Origin of the sequence: Desulfonatronovibrio hydrogenovorans DSM 9292 (assembly GCF_000686525.1) — a bacterium.
Taxonomy (GTDB): Bacteria; Desulfobacterota; Desulfovibrionia; order Desulfovibrionales; family Desulfonatronovibrionaceae; genus Desulfonatronovibrio; species Desulfonatronovibrio hydrogenovorans.
In genome coordinates, this window is record NZ_JMKT01000017.1 from 95206 (window position 1) to 111468 (window position 16263).

The 16263-nt window shown below is 51.2% G+C and carries 14 protein-coding genes; 12 read left to right on the top strand and 2 right to left on the bottom strand.

Annotated features, from left to right (window positions below; translation table 11 throughout):
• Genes P771_RS0114340 through pal form a run of 3 tightly spaced genes read left to right on the top strand, consistent with a single transcriptional unit; the run spans nt 1 to nt 2798 of the window.
• Entirely contained in the window at nt 1-729 is a 729-nt protein-coding gene (locus tag P771_RS0114340; protein ID WP_028575683.1) for an energy transducer TonB, read from the top strand.
• Between the two features lie 53 nt (nt 730-782).
• On the top strand, nt 783-2144 hold the full coding sequence (locus tag P771_RS0114345; protein ID WP_051617392.1) for a TolB family protein: 1362 nt from the start codon (nt 783-785) through the stop codon (nt 2142-2144).
• 57 nt (nt 2145-2201) lie between these two features.
• On the top strand, nt 2202-2798 hold the full coding sequence (pal, locus tag P771_RS0114350) for a peptidoglycan-associated lipoprotein Pal (RefSeq protein WP_028575685.1): 597 nt from the start codon (nt 2202-2204) through the stop codon (nt 2796-2798).
• 98 nt (nt 2799-2896) lie between these two features.
• On the opposite strand, the gene P771_RS17830 is transcribed toward pal, so the two are convergent.
• Nucleotides 2897-3436 (bottom strand): hypothetical protein, encoded by a 540-nt coding sequence (locus P771_RS17830; RefSeq protein ID WP_051617395.1) that lies wholly within the window; start codon nt 3434-3436, stop codon nt 2897-2899.
• A 293-nt stretch (nt 3437-3729) separates the two neighbouring features.
• On the opposite strand from P771_RS17830, the gene P771_RS0114365 reads away from it, so the two are divergent.
• The 4 genes from P771_RS0114365 to P771_RS0114380 all read left to right on the top strand — a co-directional run bounded on the left by P771_RS0114365 (nt 3730) and on the right by P771_RS0114380 (nt 9454).
• Nucleotides 3730-5322 carry a carboxyvinyltransferase gene (locus tag P771_RS0114365; RefSeq protein ID WP_028575686.1) on the top strand — a complete coding sequence of 531 codons (1593 nt, stop codon included), beginning with the start codon at nt 3730-3732 and terminating at the stop codon, nt 5320-5322.
• Entirely contained in the window at nt 5288-5539 is a 252-nt protein-coding gene (locus tag P771_RS17835) for a hypothetical protein (RefSeq protein WP_035244706.1), read from the top strand. The genes P771_RS0114365 and P771_RS17835 overlap by 35 nt, the downstream gene beginning before the upstream one ends.
• 73 nt (nt 5540-5612) lie before the next feature.
• Nucleotides 5613-7532 (top strand): aconitate hydratase, encoded by a 1920-nt coding sequence (locus P771_RS0114375; RefSeq protein WP_028575687.1) that lies wholly within the window; start codon nt 5613-5615, stop codon nt 7530-7532.
• Nucleotides 7533-7564: 32 nt separating this feature from the next.
• On the top strand, nt 7565-9454 hold the full coding sequence (locus P771_RS0114380) for a SurA N-terminal domain-containing protein (protein WP_028575688.1): 1890 nt from the start codon (nt 7565-7567) through the stop codon (nt 9452-9454).
• A gap of 151 nt (nt 9455-9605) precedes the next feature.
• On the opposite strand, the gene P771_RS0114390 is transcribed toward P771_RS0114380, so the two are convergent.
• Nucleotides 9606-10997 (bottom strand): sigma-54 dependent transcriptional regulator, encoded by a 1392-nt coding sequence (locus P771_RS0114390; RefSeq protein WP_028575689.1) that lies wholly within the window; start codon nt 10995-10997, stop codon nt 9606-9608.
• 194 nt (nt 10998-11191) lie between these two features.
• Here P771_RS0114390 and larB point away from each other — a divergent pair, with 194 nt between their 5' ends.
• The 5 genes from larB to P771_RS18745 all read left to right on the top strand — a co-directional run bounded on the left by larB (nt 11192) and on the right by P771_RS18745 (nt 16260).
• On the top strand, nt 11192-11959 hold the full coding sequence (larB, locus tag P771_RS0114395) for a nickel pincer cofactor biosynthesis protein LarB (protein WP_028575690.1): 768 nt from the start codon (nt 11192-11194) through the stop codon (nt 11957-11959).
• Nucleotides 11952-12878 carry a lysophospholipid acyltransferase family protein gene (locus tag P771_RS0114400; RefSeq protein WP_028575691.1) on the top strand — a complete coding sequence of 309 codons (927 nt, stop codon included), beginning with the start codon at nt 11952-11954 and terminating at the stop codon, nt 12876-12878. The genes larB and P771_RS0114400 overlap by 8 nt, the downstream gene beginning before the upstream one ends.
• Before the next feature lie 15 nt (nt 12879-12893).
• Entirely contained in the window at nt 12894-13766 is an 873-nt protein-coding gene (locus P771_RS18530) for a hypothetical protein (protein ID WP_051617398.1), read from the top strand.
• An 82-nt stretch (nt 13767-13848) separates the two neighbouring features.
• Nucleotides 13849-15165: an O-antigen ligase family protein gene (locus tag P771_RS0114410; protein WP_084301959.1), complete on the top strand. Its 1317-nt coding sequence runs from the start codon at nt 13849-13851 to the stop codon at nt 15163-15165.
• A 24-nt stretch (nt 15166-15189) separates the two neighbouring features.
• Nucleotides 15190-16260 carry a glycosyltransferase family 4 protein gene (locus tag P771_RS18745; RefSeq protein ID WP_084301962.1) on the top strand — a complete coding sequence of 357 codons (1071 nt, stop codon included), beginning with the start codon at nt 15190-15192 and terminating at the stop codon, nt 16258-16260.
• The last annotated feature ends 3 nt before the right edge of the window (nt 16261-16263 follow it).

A 16263-nucleotide genomic window follows, 5' to 3' on the forward strand; every position in this document is an offset into this window, starting at 1 on the left:
ATGCGGTTTGCCGCCCTGATGGCCTCTTTTTTCATACATCTGGTTCTTATCCTGGGTTCTCTGACTTATATTGGAACTACCAGGCCCCTGTCCATAGACCTGGACAGGGAGATCCACATGGTGGAACTGGTCTATCTGGCCCAGCCAGAGCCGGAACCGGCTCCGGCCCCTCCAGAAATTCCTGCTCCAAAGCCGCCGGAGCCTCCCAGACCTGAGCCTGTTCCCAGTCCGCCTGAGCCCAAAGTGGAGGTTCCAGCACCTCCCACACCAGAGCCTGAACCAAGACCTGAGCCCAAGCCCGAACCCAAGCCTGCTCCCCGGCCTGAGCCTGAGCCAGAGCCGGCCCGGGAAAGGGCTCCCACCCCAGAGGAAATAATGGCTCAAGAGCTGGCTGCCTTGCGCAGGGATGTGGAACGTTCAGCCCAAAGTCAGGCTCCCAGAGAGCAGGCCGGGCTTCTGGAGATTTATGCGGCCATGGCAGAGGCCCGGATCAAGGCCAACTGGCGCTTCCCCCGGGTTGGAAGCACCCAGGATCTGGTGGTCCAGGTCCGGGTGGGCATCGATTCAACCGGACGCATCCACAGTGCCAGGATAATGAGAAGTTCCGGAAGAGAAGACTTTGACAATTCAGCCCTCAGAGCTGTAGAGGATACAGGACAATTGCCAGAGCCCCCTCCAAGGGGGATAAGAGAGCTGGATATTGCCTTCAACCTGCAGGATCTGCGCTGACAGCCAGATTTCCAGGCCACGGAAAAACTCAATTCGGAGAACATGATCTTTTGATGAAACAAAAACCAATTAAAAAACTGATCCTGGGCCAAGGCCCGGGCAGATGCCTCTTCCTGATCATTCTGGGTCTTTTTTTGCTGACCCCTGGCCCGGCCATGGCTGAAAGCCTGAAAATAGACATCTTCGGCCCTGGTCAGGACAGGATGAACATCTTTGTGGCTCCAGCCAGATCCCTGGATCAGGCCGACTTTACTGATAAAGAAGTCCCGGAACAGATCCGTTCCCTGCTCGTGGACAACCTGGCTCTTTTGCCCTTTCTTCGCAATACCAGGGACGGGGAAATTCTGGGTGGTCCAGGAGTGGACGGGATCCGGGGAGCAGACATTGACTTTCGCAAGTTCAGCCTGTCCAGAGTGGATCTGCTTTTGACCATAGGAGTGGACCAGAGGGCCGGCCTGCCCGGTTCAGTGGAAATAAGGGCCTTTGAAGTGTTTGGACAGCGCATGGTCCTGGGCAAGGCCTATACCCTGTTTGCTAAGGATCAGGTTCCCCTCATGGTTCGGCGGTTCTGCGCTGAACTCATGGAGTACCTGACCGGTCACGGTGATTTTTTTCGCTCCATCCTGGCCTTTGAACGCAAACAGGGTGACGTCAAGGAGATCTGGTCCGTCAACCCCCTGGGTCAAGACCTGGAGCAGCTGACCAGTCTGGGGTCCATTGCCCTTAGTCCGGACTGGTCTCAGGACGGGGAAAAAATTGCCTTTACCCTGCTTCAAGACAACCAGCACTCCCTGGGGGTCTGGTCCAGGGCCAGCAGGCAAGTCCAAATCTACAGCCTCCCAGGAAACACTGTCATTTCCCCGGCCTTTTCACCCAATGGACGCCTGGCCGTCAGCATTGACCCTATGGGCAGACCCGACATATACTGGCTTGATGGGAACTTTCGCATGGACCGGTCCATAATGGAGCATTGGGCCATTGATGTCTCTCCCAGCTTTGACCAGGCAGGAAGGAAAATGGCCTTTGCCTCAGGCCGGCTGGGCAATCCCCATATTTTCGTCCTTGATCTGGAATCCAACCGGGTCCAGAGGATCACTTACGAAGGCAGGTACAACACCAACCCCAGCATCAGTCCTGACGGCAGGCATATTGCCTTCACCCGCCAGACCCCTGATGGGCACAGGATTTTCCTGGCCAACCTGGAAACAGGCCGGGAAAGGCAGATCAGTTTTGGTCCTGGAAATGATGAAGACCCCGGCTTTGCCCCGGACGGGTACTTCATCGCCTTTTCCTCCAACAGAGATGGAAAATACAGACTGTACCTGACCACCAGGAATGCGGACAGTCCGGTTCTGATCCCCACTGGAGACGGCCATGCCACTTCTCCGGCCTGGGGTCCGGAGCCCGGATTTTAAATAATGGCGGCGTAACAATTGGCTTATACATTTTTTGGTTCCCAACAGGAGGAAATCATGAACAAAAAAACTTTTCTGATTACGGCTGTTCTGCTTCTGGCCTTTATTCTAAGCATGGGTTGCGCTAAGAAGGAAGTAGCTCCCACTGATCCGGCCCGGGCTGAAATCTCGGCCGAGGAACGGGCCAGGCTGGCTGAAGAACAAAGAAGAAAGGACATGGAAAGGCAGGCCCTTGAGGAAAGGCGCCTGCAGGAAGAGAGACTGGCCAGGGAAAGGGAGATGGATCAGGCCGAAAAAAGGGTCCAGGACGCAGTGGATGAAATCCTGGCCAGCAGGATCCACTTTGATTTTGATTCATACGAATTAAAGCCTGAAGCCAGGTCATCCTTGCAGAAAATATCCGAACACATGAAAAGGTTCAGAGATCTGCGCCTGGTCATTGAGGGGCATTGCGACGAACGGGGCACTGCTGAATATAACCTGGCTCTGGGAGAAAGAAGAGCCAGGGCTGCATACGAGTTCCTGATCCTGCTGGGGATTGAATCCAACAGACTGCAGATCATCAGCTATGGTGAGGAAAGACCCCTGGATCCAAGGTCCAATGAAACAGCCTGGGCCCAGAACAGAAGGGCTGAGTTCAAGATTCTGCAGTAACACCAGACTTGGCATTCTGAGGATTTTTTTAAGCTGTGCCCCGGTGGTGGGACCCATGGTCATCACCCATTGGGGCGCAGCTTTTTTCCGGTATCCTTCTACTGCTGTTCAGCTTTAAACAGACCCTCCAGCTTGGGCAGGTTGATTTTGGGGCACGAGCTCAGCAAGTAACAGGTGTCGCATCCGTCCTTGAAAGGATAATAGGTCAGGGTGGAATACTTGTAGTTGAGGGAGCCCTCATCAAAGAGTTCCAGCCCCACCTTGGCCAGGGATTTCTTAAGCACCTTGCCCGGCCTGGGAACAGGAGCACACTGGCTGGTCCCGATCTGAGGAATAAGCTCCCGCAGGGCTCCGATGATCATGGTCTGGACCAGAGCCTGCAGTTTGAACCCTTTTGAAGGCGATTCTTCCCACAATCTGTCAATTTCATCTTCAACCTGACGATCCATAAAGGCAGCCAGATAACCTCTTTTTCTGCCAAAGGTGTACACCTTGAGGTGCGGCCTCCACCTGGACCAGAACTCCACGAGTTCAACCGTTTCTCTGCCTTCAATCCCTTTGACCTGGGCAAGGCCCATGAAGGTTTCCATGTCAAAGGGAATATGTACGTCCATTTCCCTGGCTTCCAGTATCTTCAATGCTCTCTCCTTGTTTGGCTTATTTTCAGACGTCCTGGACTTCATTCTGGCTGACAGCCTCAATCAGACCTGTATCTGCATACCGGTCATTTTTGCCGACCCCCTTATAATTCATTCCAGTCAAAGATGACAGCCATAAAAATCTAAGCATTATGTCTAATTATTACAGGATATTACATTCAGCTTGCTCAATCAGGCCAAATAAGATTAATATTAAAACTTTTGAACTTGCATAGTGAGTTTGCTGCTGAATCCAAGTTGAGCCTTCCCCAAAATTCCAAAGGATGTTTGCCATGAAAAAGTACGACCTGAGCCTGACTGATGAGCTCAAAAGCATTGACAGAAAAATTGCCTCCCTCATCAGCAAGAGATCCAGGCTTATGGGCAGGGTGGCAAAGCTCAGGCAACAGAACAGCAAAAGCCTGGCTGATGCAGCACTGGAAAAAGAACTCTGGATCCTCTGGAAGGAGGAACTCAAGAAATCAAATCAGAGCCTGGTCCGCCAGCTCTATACTCTGGTCAACAGCCTTGGCTACTCCATGGCGGAAAAGGCCTCCTCGGATAAACCCTTTTGTCTCTATCCCCCCAATGCCCCGGTCAGCCTGGACATTCCCGGACCTTCCTCCATCAGCAGGTCCCTGTACACAGCCTTTCTCTGTCTCCAGACCAAAAAGCAGGTGGAGCTTGCCGGTTTCATCATCAATGACAACATCATTGAACTCATTAAAATGGCCAACCAGTGCGGGGCAGGCCTCACCTGGCAGGACAGCACCCTTGCCAGCCAGGGAGGACATGACCTGGACATGGACAACCAGAGTTTATTTATCAATCACAGCCTGCAGAACTTCTATCTCTTCCTGTGCCTGGCCCTCGGCCAGGCCAACAGGCTGAAATTCAACAGCTCCTCCATGCTCAAGACCGTGGACCTCAAAAGGATTCAGCACCTTCTTCCTCAACTGGGCGCCCGGCTGAGTTCCATCGAGCCCCAGAGTTACTCCCTCCCGGCCAGGCTGGAAACCAGCGGCCAGCTGCCCCGGGAGATCCATATCCCGGCTGAAGTGGATCCTCTGTTTGTGGCCTGTCTGACCCTGGCAGCACCTTCCTATGAGCACGGTCTGGCCATCAGCTATCCCGGCCTTGGGCATCCAGTCTTTTCCCATGTCTTGAGTATCCTGGAACAGACCGGAATAAATTTATCCAAAAAGGATCAACAGGTGGTTGTTCATCCAGGTCAGCCTGATCCGGACAAGGCCACCATCTTTCTGGATCCTTTTCTGTCCGGATTTGTCCTGGCCATGGCCCATCTCAGCCGGGGTAAAGTCAGCCTCAGTGGTGTCTGGCCGGCCAAGGACCCGGTGGCCCGTCTGGTCCAGGGCTTCCTGAAGCAATGCGGCGCTGACCTGAAGGTTGAGGCTGAAAAAATCACTGCAGTGCATGGAACCAGAAAAGCTGACTGCATGTTTGACCTGACAGACACTCCTGAAGCAGCCCCCCTGGCCCTTCCATTGGCCCTTTGCTGTTCCAGTGGAGAAGACATGGAATTTTTAATGGTCCCGGACACGGATCATTACCATGCAGCCCTGGATTTCCTGACCCATGCCGGCTATGATTTTTCCACCCACTCCAGGGGAATCAGGGTCGGCTCCCACCGGAAAATTTCCGAAAAAAATGACCCCTGGATCAGTCCGGACCCTTATTGGATCCTGGGCTACTGCCTGCTTTCATTTAAGCACAAAGGAATATGTCTGGCCAATCCAGGACTGATCACCGCTCTCTGGCCTGGATTCTGGAAGATATTCACCAACCTGTCTGGTAAGCTTGGTGAAAAAAAACCCTCTCAAGGAGACCTGAATGACAAGCCCTCTCGTAGAAGAATCCGTATCTGAAGAAATAGCCCGACTGACCAGTCAGATGGAGGATTTTATTAACCAGCGCAGCCAGTGTCGAAAAAAGATCAGGGAACTAATGGCTGCTGAAGACCCCAAAAACAGGATCTTTCACCATCAGGAGATCTTTACCCTGCAGCAGGACAGTCTGCGTCTGGAGGTGGAAGCAGAACTGTGCCGGAAAAAGATCAACCGGCTGAATCTGGGATACCAGTAGGCTGTAGGCCTTGATTCTTCTGCATAATCCACCCGGACCATCCAAGATTTTTTTCAAATGACCAGGAGGCAAAGTGAGTCTTAATCTTACCCAGAAAATCATAAAAAAACACCTCATCCATGGAACCATGGAGCCGGGCCGGGAAATCGGACTTGGAATAGACCAGACCCTGACCCAGGATGCCACCGGGACCATGGCTTATCTTCAATGGGAAGCCATTGGGCTTCCCAGGGTTAAAACTGAACTCTCAGTGAGCTACGTGGATCACAACACCCTGCAGATGGGTTTTAAGAATCCGGATGACCACAAGTATCTGCGCAGCGTAGCTGCAAAATACGGTATTGTTTTTTCCCCGGCCGGCACCGGCATCTGCCATCAGCTGCACCTGGAAAACTTTGCTGTGCCGGGCAAGACCCTCATTGGCTCGGACAGCCACACCCCCACTGCCGGTGGTCTGGGATCGCTGGCCATGGGGGCCGGCGGCCTTTCCGTTGCCCTGGCCATGGCTGGAGAGCCTTATGTCCTGAACATGCCCAGGGTTGTGGGTGTCCGCCTGGAAGGTGCCTTGACCGGCCATGCCGGGGCCAAGGACGTTATCCTGTACATCCTGAAAAAACTCAGTGTCAAAGGCGGCACAGGCCGGGTCATGGAATATTACGGACCCGGAATCAGGGATCTGTCCGTCCCGGAACGGGCCACCATCACCAATATGGGAGCTGAACTGGGAGCAACCACCTCCATTTTTCCGGCCGATGAAATCACGGAAAAATTCCTGCGGATCATGGGCCGGGAACAGGATTTTGCTGAACTGGGTCCGGACCCCGGGGCTCATTACGATGAACAGCTGGTCATTGACCTGTCTAGCATTGAACCCATGGCAGCCAGACCCCACATGCCCGACCTGGGGGTCAGGGTGGCTGAACTGGACGGTCTCAAAGTGGACCAGGTGGCCATCGGGTCCTGCACCAATTCATCCTACTCAGACCTGAAAATATCAGCCCAGATCCTCAAAGGCAGAAAAATCAGTCCGGACACGGACCTTCTCATTTCACCCGGCTCAAAACAGGTCCTGAAAATGCTGACCACTGAAAGCCTTCTGGGTGATATCCTGGACAGCGGAGGTAGGCTTCTGGAATGCGCGTGCGGTCCGTGTATCGGCATGGGGGGCTCCCCTGTCTCCAAAGGAGTAAGCGCCCGGACCTTTAACCGGAACTTTGAAGGCAGAAGTGGAACCCAGGACGCCGGGGTCTACCTGGTCAGTCCGGTAACAGCAGCCCATTGCGCCATTAACGGCAGGTTCACAGATCCGGCCGGATGGGGCGACCCCCTGCCCAGGCCCGGGTTTCCGGATAAGGTTCCGTCCATCAGGGATCTCTTTGTATTCCCGGATGACACCAGAAGGGTGGATATCTACCGCGGCCCCAATATCGTGCCCCTGCCCCAGTTTGACCCTTTGCCTGAAAAACTCGACCTGCCCATTGTCATGAAATGCGGAGACAACATCTCCACTGACCATATCCTGCCCGGAGGGGCAGAAATCACTGCCCTCAGATCCAACATCCCGGCCATCAGCGAATACATATTCTCCCGCATTGACCAGGAATTTCTGGCCAGGATCAAAAAGACCAGCCAGGGAATCGTCCTGGGCGGCGAAAATTACGGTCAGGGTTCCAGCCGGGAACACGCCGCCCTGGCGCCCAGGTATCTCGGGATACGCATCGTCCTGGTCAAATCTTTTGCCAGGATTCACCGGGCCAACCTGGTCAACTTCGGAATCCTGCCCCTGACCCTGGCCAGGGCTTCAGATTACGACATCCTGGAACAGGACCAGTTCCTCAGTCTGGACACCACCTCCTTAAAACCGGGGCAGAACTCCTTCATCCACACCAGATCCGGCCAGGCCATTGAGGTTGGAAACGATTTGACTGAGGCTGAATTGGCCATTATTAATGCTGGAGGACTGCTGAATCATGTCAAAAACAAGGCCCGGTAATCCACAGGAACCGGGGTCAGGGAGAAAAAAGAATGCTTGATGTTTTAAGAGATAATGCCCAGTCATGGATCGTGAAACTGCTCTTTGCAGCCATTGTCATTGTATTCGTGTTCTGGGGAGTGGGCAGCTTCACCAGCGACCGGGAAGGGATCCTGGCCATGGTCAATGACCAGCCCATTCTCATCAATGACTTCATCCGGGCTTATGAGACCACTGCTCAGTCCGTGCGGGAACAGAACCCGGATCTCACCAGCGCAGACCTGAGGGAAATGCGTTTTAAACAGCAGATCTTTAACCAGCTTCTCAATTCCCAGCTTCTGCTGCAAAAGGCTTCGGATCTGGGTCTGAGTGTCAGCACTGCTGAACTGCAGAAACAGATCACCAGCCTGCCTGTCTTTCTGAGCGAAGACAACCGGTTCGACCCCCAGATCTATGAAGGGGTGCTCAGATCCCACCGCATGACCCCGGCCCAGTTTGAAAAAGATTTTCAACACAACCTGCTCATGGAAAAAATTGAAAATTATGTATCCCTTCCAGCCAGGCCTAATCAGGAAGAAGTCCTGGAATTCTTCAACTATATCCGGTCCACTGCCAGGGTTGACTACCTCAAGGTTGCAGGGGCTGATTTCAAGGATCAAATTGAGATAAATGACGACCAGATAGAAGCTTACTACAATGAAAATCTGTCCAGGTTCATGGAACCGGAAAAAATCCGGGCAGCCTACCTCAAGCTGACTCCCAGGGCCCTGGCTCCCATGCAGAATGTGACCATGGAGGAGATTGAGAGATACTACCAGACCCATCTGAGTGAGTTCACCCGGGAGGAAAGGGTCTCAGCCAGGCACATCCTGATCATGGTGGATGAAGATGCAGCCCAAGAGGACCAGACCCAGGCTCTGGAAAAGATCAACCGGATCAGAGCTGAGCTGGACCAGGGAACCGGATTCGCCGACCTGGCAGAAAAATACTCTGATTGTCCCAGCGCAGCCCAGGGAGGAGATCTGGGCAGCTTCAGGCGGGGCCAGATGGTCCCGGAATTTGAACAGGCCGCTTTTGCCCTGGAACCAGGCCAGATCAGTGAACCGGTTCGGACCATGTTCGGATGGCACCTGATTATGGTGGAGGAGCATATTCCTGCCGGCACCAGGGACCTGGACGAGGTCAGAGCCCAGATCAGGATGCGGGTGGGAGAAGAAAAGGCCATGGATCAGCTGGCTGACATCATGGACGATATCCTGGAAATAATCTTTACTGGAGGAGACCTGGCTGATGCAGCCCAGAGACTCAACCTTGAAACCAGGACCACCGGCTTTTTCTCCAGGCAGGACGGCCCCCGGGAGATAGACCTTCCAGAGACTGCTGTTCACAGGTTGTTCAACATGGCTGTTACCGAGATTACTGAAACGCCCATCATGGTTGAGGACGGATATATTTTTGCCCAGAAGCTTGAGGCTGTGGATGCCCGAGTCAGAGACCTGGAAGAAGTCAAGCCCAGGATCAGGGAAACTCTGGCCCGACAGAAAAGCATGGACATGGCCAGGGAAAACGCTCATGACTACCTGAAAAAATTCATGGCTGGGGAAGAATCAGACCAGGCAACGGCCCGGCTTCAGACCAGCAGCCCCTTTGACAGACAGGGATTCATCCCGGATCTGGGGATGGTTCCCGGCCTGGCCAGGGCTGCCTTTGCTGTCTCACCAGGCCAGTGGCTGGATAACACCTTTCAGGTGACTGAAGGATATGTTGTGGCCAGGGTAGCTGAGCATATATCCCCGGCTCCGGAAGAATTTGAAGAGGAAAAGGATTTCTGGCTGGAACAGTATGGCCGCATGCAAAAAGAAGAAATGTTTCAGTCCTTCATTACCATGCTCCGCAACCAGGCCAAGATCAGGATTCTGCGACCTGAGATCCTGGAAAACTGATTCTGGGCTGAATTCACAACAAAGGCCACAGAGGAAGGAAGACTTTAATATTGCTGATCAGCTGGTCAGCCCTGGCAGGGATTCTATCCATTGTGGCCTGAGATTCAAGGGACCAGCAGCCCCTGGACCTGGCAGTCAAAGCCTGTCTCCTTTATAGAGCCAGGCCGTCCTTTCGATACTCATTGAGCTTATTGCGCAGGGTCCGCACGGATATGCCCAGAAGCTCTGATGCCTGGGTCCGGTTGCCTCCGGTCTTTTCCAGCCCTTTGATGATCAGCCTTTTTTCCATCTCAGATATGGGGATTACTTCATCAAAATCCAGGCCCTGAGGACTGCCCGGCCTTTCCACCTCTTTAGCCGGATGGGGCTCGTCAGATTCTGCTTCATCCAGCCAGTCTTCATCACCCAGCAGGAAATGGGCTTTTTTAATGACCCCTCTGGAACCGGCCAGGAGCACGGCCCGTTCCATAAGGTTCTGGAGTTCGCGGACATTTCCCGGCCAGTCATAGTCAGTTAGCCACTTTTCAGCTTCAGGATCAAAGACCAGCGCTCCCAGTCCGTACTGGGAACAGAAATCAGCCACAAAATGTCTGGCCAGCAAAAGGACGTCATCTCCACGCTCCCGCAGGGCCGGGAGTTTCAAAGGGATCACATTGAGCCGGTAAAACAAATCCTGCCGGAATTGACCCCTGCTTACGCACTCTTCCATGTCCCGGTTGGTGGTGGCCAGCACCCTGACATCTACTTTGACGGTCTCAGTACCCCCCACCCGGTCCACCTCGCTTTCCTGCAGGACCCTGAGCAGTTTGGCCTGCAGAGCCATGTCCATTTCAGATATCTCGTCCAGCAGGATGGTTCCTGTATCAGCCAGCTCAAACTTGCCCATTTTCCGGCTGATGGCCCCGGTGAACGAACCCTTTTCATGGCCAAAGAGCTCACTCTCCAAAAGATGCTCAGGCAGAGCTGCGCAGTTGATGGCCACAAATGGCCCTCCTGCCCTGGGGCTGTTGGAATGCAGGTATCTGGCAAACATCTCCTTGCCTGTGCCTGATTCTCCGCTTATAAGAATGGTGGCCTTGGACGGGCCAACCTGTCTGGCCAGGGTCAGAACCCGCTTGATGGACTGATGGTTGCCAATTATGGCCTGGCTGGACGGCCTGGGTTTTGGAGGCCGGGGATGGGGTGCAGCAGGTTCCTGGGGCAGGACAGCCTGGATCTTTTCCCAGACCAGGGGGGCCAGCCAGTAGTCTTTGGCTCCAAGCTCCAGAATCTTTCTGGCCTCCTCTGAAGTACCGTGTTCAGCAACAACAATTACCCGGCCTGAAACAGCCTGATCCTCCATCCCGGAAAGGAACTGGTCCGCACGGAATCCTGGCAGGACGGCCTGGGAAAAGATAAGTTCTGGAGTCCGGTCCTTCAGAATCTTCATGGCTCCGCTAAGACTTTCGCTCATGAGGATCTCAAAACCCTGATCCCTTAGCTTGGACATGACCGGCCCCGCAAGATCAGGCCTGGCAATAAACAGTATGGATTTAGCGGACATGATTATTTTTTCATACAAGTAACAGGATTAATTTTCAATGCGTTTGTTGCCCTGGTCCTGGATCTGATTTGCTTTTTTAAACAGTCTGATTTTTTCCGCCCCTGATCCGCAGTCTTGGGCGTAGTGGGATCAGAAACAGCCAAAAGCTGCCTTGCAAAACCCCTGGGGTTAATCCCTGCAATTGGTATCTAAGCATGATGAAAAAAGAACTCTTGTCAATCCTCGAAAAAATATCATCCGGACAATTGACTCCGGATGAAGCCTTGAACCAGATTGTCCACCATCCGTATCAGGAAGCGGCCAACGGTCTTAATCTTGACCTGCACCGGGGCATGAGAACCGGAATATCCGAGGTGGTCTTCGGCCAGGGCAAAAGCATTGACCAGCTCCACTCGGCCGTGGAGACCCTGGCCCGGGACAAAAATCCGGTCCTGGTGACCAAGGTTGGCCAGGATAACGGACTGGATCTTGAAAAACGCTTTCCAGGCGGCAGATACTGGGATGTGCCAGGAGTTTTTATTCTGAATAAGCAGCTGGACCTGTCCCATCCCTGGCCTGGTACCGGCCGCATTCTGATCATTTCAGCCGGAGGAGCTGATCTGCCCGTGGCTTTGGAGGCCCTGACCACCTGCCTTTTTTTTGATCAGCAGGCCGGACTTATATCTGATGTTGGTGTGGCCGGGCTGCACAGACTCTTTCCCCACCTGGACACCCTTTCCAGGGCTGAAATCCTCATAGTGGTGGCCGGCATGGAAGGGGCACTGCCCTCTGTAGTGGCCGGACTGTGTGACAAACCCGTGGTTGCAGTCCCCACCTCTGTAGGCTATGGAACAAACTTCAGCGGTGTGACCCCCCTGCTGGCCATGCTCACTTCCTGCGCTCCCGGCATATCCGTGGTCAACATAGACAACGGCTTTGGCGCGGCCTGCTTTGCAGTCAAGGTCTGCTGCACCCATGAGTAAAACAAGCAAGAAAAAATTCAAAAAAATTAAACGGCTGTTCTATCCCCTGGGTGGAGGATTTTTCCTGTTGCTGGGTTTTGGCCTCAGAATGATGAGCAGGAACCAGGCCCTGAAACTCAGCCGGATCCTGGGCACCCTGGCTTTTGACCTCTTGAGAATCAGGCGGGGTCTGGTTCTGAAAAACTTAAGTCTGACCTTCCCGGAAAAAAACAGCCTTGAAATTCAGGGACTGGCCCGCCAAGTTTACCAGAATCAGGTCCTGAACATAGTGGAACTCCTGCGCATTCCCCTGATCCAAAACAGAGAGGATGCCCTGCAGCTGGTTTCAATGGATGCAGATGAAGAATTCCAGCAGGTTATTCAGCAAAACAGCGGAGCAGTGGTTGTCTCCGGACACTTGAGCAGCTGGGAGATTATAGGCGTCTGCACTGGACTGATCCTCAAGCCCATGCACTTTATTGTCAAGCCCATGAGAAACCAGTATCTCAATGATCACCTCAACCATTTGAGGACCCTCAGAGGCAATAAGATCATCACCTCGGACAAGGCCCTGCGGGAAGGCATCCGGGCATTGAAAGAGGGAGAGGTGGTGGTTGTCCTGGCTGATCAATCTCAGCGCAAGGTGGACCGGCACATCAGCTTCCTGGGCCGCAGGACTTCGGTGTTTCTGGGTCCGGCCTTTCTGGCCCTTAAGGCCGGAGTACCCCTCTTTGTTGAGGTTTCAAGGCGGACCAGGGACAACACATATCAGCTGGAAATAGTCCAGGTCAAAACAAGCGATCTTGCCTGCTGCAAGGACGATATTGCAGAACTGGTCAGACGCTATCACCAGGTTCTGGAGGAATTCATCAGAGACCATCCCCAGGAATGGCTCTGGCTGCACAACCGCTGGAAAAGATCATCCAGGATCTCCTCCTGAACCAAAACCGGAAACATGTCAGACAGTCGTTTATCCCAGCACATAGGAAAATCTCTCAAGAATTCACCTGGCAGGACCAGTCCGGCTATAACTGAAAAAGCCTTTTTGGAACTCTGTCACCCAAGGCTTTACCCGGCCATGTTCAGGGCTAATGTTCAGAAATTTATCCGGGAGTGTCTTCAGAAAGTCATTACCCGCCCGGCTGAAGAACTGATGTTCAGTCTCTGGCAGAAAAAAACCAGCCTGGGAAAATGGGTGGAAAAGGCCGGTCTGCCCAGACGGAGCATTGAAGCTCATTTTCAGGCGGCCTTGACCCTGGAGGTTGATCCTCATTCTTTGAACACTCTGATTGCTTTTGAAAACAAGTATCAGCGCCGCAGCCTGGGCAACCGGTTCATCTGGGACGGAGACTGGGACAAGAACACCAGGCATTTTCATGATACAGAGCGCTACAGGTTTCTGGCTGATATCTGGGAGCACCGGTCTGATCTGACCAGAAGTTCCAGGTTTCAGGAGCTGACAGCCATGTACAGAAATAAAAAGCCCTACAGCTCGTATCACAAAGGGGTTTATCTGGACACCGACTCCAAGGTTCACCGCTTCCTGGAAATATATCTGACCTTCATGAAACAGCTTGAACAGGACGGCTACAATCCTTCTCTGGCAGAGGATCACATTGGCATAGCCCTTGACAGAAAAGGGCACATGGTAAAGATTAACAAAGGCCTCCACCGCCTGGCCATGGCCCAGATCGTGGGCTTAAAAAAATTACCTGTATGTATCAGGGCAGTCCACAGGTACTGGTGGAACACCAATAACGCTGAGCCGGGAAAAAAACCATGGGCAATCCCCGACCATCTCACTTCACAGCTGTTCTCCGAACATTGAGGGCTATGAACACTCTACCCACAATCCTTTGATTTTATTGACACCTTAACAATAGGTTATATCCAAACCAATTATTGAGAACATGATGCAGATTAAAAAAATCTTTTCTTCCCATCCACCTGACTACTGGTTGCTTGGATTGCTAATTTTACTTTATCCCACTGCAGTCTGGCTAGTACCCAGCGGTGGGAGCAGTATATTCAATATCCTGGGATTAGGTGGTTTGTTATGCTGGCTGACCATCAGGAAATGGCCCTGCGACCAACAAACAAATATTGTCATAATCACGCTTCTGCTTTACATGACCGTAACCGCAATTTCCTGGCTGGTAAACGGCATGGAGGATGCTGCTTATAAGTTACTTCGCAGGCACATGCTTTTTATCCTTGCAGCATTCGGAGCGGTTTGGCTGGCTTGGCGAAAGCCAGGAGAAGAATATTATTGGTGGGGCGTTACCATTGGTGCCAATTTTATTGGATTAACAGGCTGTTATATTTTTTTCCTCGGTGATAGTTTCCGTGCAAACATTAACAATCTCACTCAAGTAAATCCTATCGTCTTTGGGCAGCTCTGTGTTCTTTTGTTTACATTAACATCAGCATCGTTCACCTATTTTTATAGATTTAAGCCTTGGGGATTTCTGCTTCCAACTTCAGGCTTAATACTAAGCTTAGTTGCAGCAATCGGTTCTGAAACTAGAGGAGCATGGCTAGCCCTTCCAGTAGTATTAATAATTACAATTTTTCACTACCGAAAAGCTTTAGTTAATAACTTCGGGAAATCATTAATTTCCATTATTGTTTTCTTTACTCTCTTCTTTTCATTTTCTGGCTGGCAAATTGTAGAAAAAAGGCTTAAAGATGCTACTGAGGAAATCAACACATACTTTGAAGAAAAAAATATAAATGATAGCATTTCTGTAAGAACTCGTATTGATATGTGGAAAGCAGCATTCGAATCTGGCAAAAGATCAATCATAATTGGTCCAGGCAAAGATGAGTTTCAAAGAGTAGCCAAGGATGGCGTAGAAAAAGGGTTATACATAGAAAGCGCTGCATCACATCATTTTCCACACAGCGAACTCGCTACTGCGTTTGGCTACCACGGCATTATAGGAATAACCGTCTTGCTATTTGTATTTCTTACACCAAGCATCATTTTTATAACTAAAATAAGGAATAGCTCTATACCAGAAAAACAAAGCCTTCCTTTGGCTGGTCTAATGACTGTTGTGTGCTTTGCCATATTCAGCCTAACAGACTCTCCATTTGAACAAAGGCCAACTATAATGATTTTCTCCCTCTTGATACTACTACCACTGAATCTCAAAACAATGTCACATATAAAAAATGAAAGCAAACAAAAGCGATTAACACAATCTCATTCTATCAAACAATAATCTCATAACACTTAAAAGTTAATTATGAATTATAAAATAGGACTTGAAGCAACTGCTTTACTTTCAAGTCGCCTTTCAGGGATACAAAGATACATCCTTGAACTATCTAATGCATTGATGAAATTAAGTTATCCAGCATCAGACACAAGATTCGAACTTTGTCTTAAAGGAACAAGAATTAAAAAAGCATACTTACGACCCACGACAAGCATGGACCATCGCTGGTACCTGCCTTTCCCCGGCTTTTCATGCAAGCGTTACTCACTTGTCCATGCATTGGATACGATACTTCCATCGCCACTGCCACCCAGGATAGCCTGTACTATACATGATCTTTTTTCTATCGTTATAAAAGACTATAGTAAACCTCGTTTCAGAAGACACAAGATCCGCTCATATCAGAGAATTATCAAACACTGCAACGCCATTATCGTCCCAAGCAACACTACTAAACGTGACCTGCTTAACAACTTCAAGTATCCTGAAGAACGAATCTTTGTTATTCCGCATGGAGTAAGCCCAAGATTTTTTCGACAACCTAGTTCCGAACCCTCTAATAAAATTGAACAGCTGACAAGGCCTTATATCCTCGCCTTTGGAGGAAGAGAAAGAAAAAATTTTCCTAGAGTAGTCCAGGCTTTTGTGCTCTCCAAACTTAACAAAGACTATGACCTTGTAGTCATCGGAGGCATAGATAGGGGTATCCAAGATGTTGTTCAGGATGATGAGCTTGGCCAATCCATCCGAATAATGAATAATGTTTCAGACGAACATTTACCGACGTTATATCATAAAGCTTCGCTTCTTTGCTTTCCGAGCCTATATGAGGGATTTGGCTTGCCAGTCTTGGAAGCGATGGCGTCCTCAACGCCTGTATTAACCAGCAATGTCGGAGGCGTGGCTGATATAGGACTGGGACACGCTACCTTGGTTGACCCTCTTTCAGTAGCAGGAATAGCCACAGGGATGCACGAAGCATTGGCAGTTAGTAAAGAAGGACTTGAACAGGCAAGGTTATATGCTAAAAAATTTACCTGGGAAAAAGCCGCACTTGCCACCAAGAACGTCTATAAATATATTTTACATTCTGAATAAAAA